This is a genomic window from Phormidium sp. CCY1219 (assembly GCF_055795085.1).
The window spans coordinates 1-965 of the sequence record NZ_JAYFEQ010000241.1 but is presented as its reverse complement, the minus strand read 5'-3'; the positions used below and the strand labels follow the sequence as shown (position 1 = coordinate 965).

Below are 965 nucleotides of genomic sequence, written 5' to 3'. Positions count from 1 at the left end.
AAATCCAAAGCCCGCGCCTTACGCAGAGTATGGATTCCTAAGCCAGGTCGTGATGAAAAGCGTCCTTTAGGGATTCCGACAATAAAGGATAGAGCTGAGCAAGCCTTGGTTAAACTGGCACTGGAACCGCAATGGGAAGCTCGATTTGAGGCTGAATCATATGGGTTCAGGCCAGGGAGGTCAGCGCATGACGCAATTGACGCCATATTCAAGAAGGTTCATAAGAAACCTAACTGGGTACTAGATGCAGATATTGCAAAATGCTTCGACCGAATTAACCATGACTACTTGCTGTCCAAACTAGATTGTCCATCCGTGCACAAACGGAGAATTAAACAATGGCTCAAAGCCGGAGTTTTGGACAATGGCGTATTTGAGGTAACAGAGTCAGGAACTCCACAAGGGGGAGTCATTAGCCCACTCCTGGCAAACATTGCCTTACATGGGATGATAAACTCGGTTGTTAATGCTTTCCCTAGAACCAAATACATTGATGGAAAGCAAGAACAAAACTATCGCCCGAAAATCATTCGATATGCCGATGAATTCGTGGTACTTGCACCAGTTAAAGAAGTCATACTAGAAGCCCGTGACTTGATTGAACAATGGCTTAAAAAAGTTGGATTAAAGCTCAAACCCGAAAAGACAAGAATCTGCCATACCCACGAATTCTCGGAAGAAGGGGGAGAGCCAGGTTTCGACTTTTTAGGTTTTAATATCCGCCATTATACAGTTGGCAAACACAGGGCCACGAATATTGGTATGGGGAGAAAGCGGTTATTCCAACTTAACATAAAACCAAGCAAGGAGTCAGTCAAGGAGCATTACAAGGCAATTAAGGCGGTTATCAAGGCTTATAAAACAGCCCCACAATACGCATTAATCAAACACCTAAATCCAGTCATAAAAGGATGGAGTAACTATTACAGCACAGTAGTATCCAAGGAAATTTACTCCAAACTCGA

The 965-nt window shown here is 43.6% G+C and carries 1 protein-coding gene; it reads left to right on the top strand.

Features of this window, described 5'->3' with window-relative positions; all coding sequences use genetic code 11:
* A partial coding sequence (ltrA, locus tag AC0QH1_RS02575; RefSeq protein WP_324629227.1) for a group II intron reverse transcriptase/maturase occupies window positions 1-965 on the top strand: 965 nt, incomplete at both ends.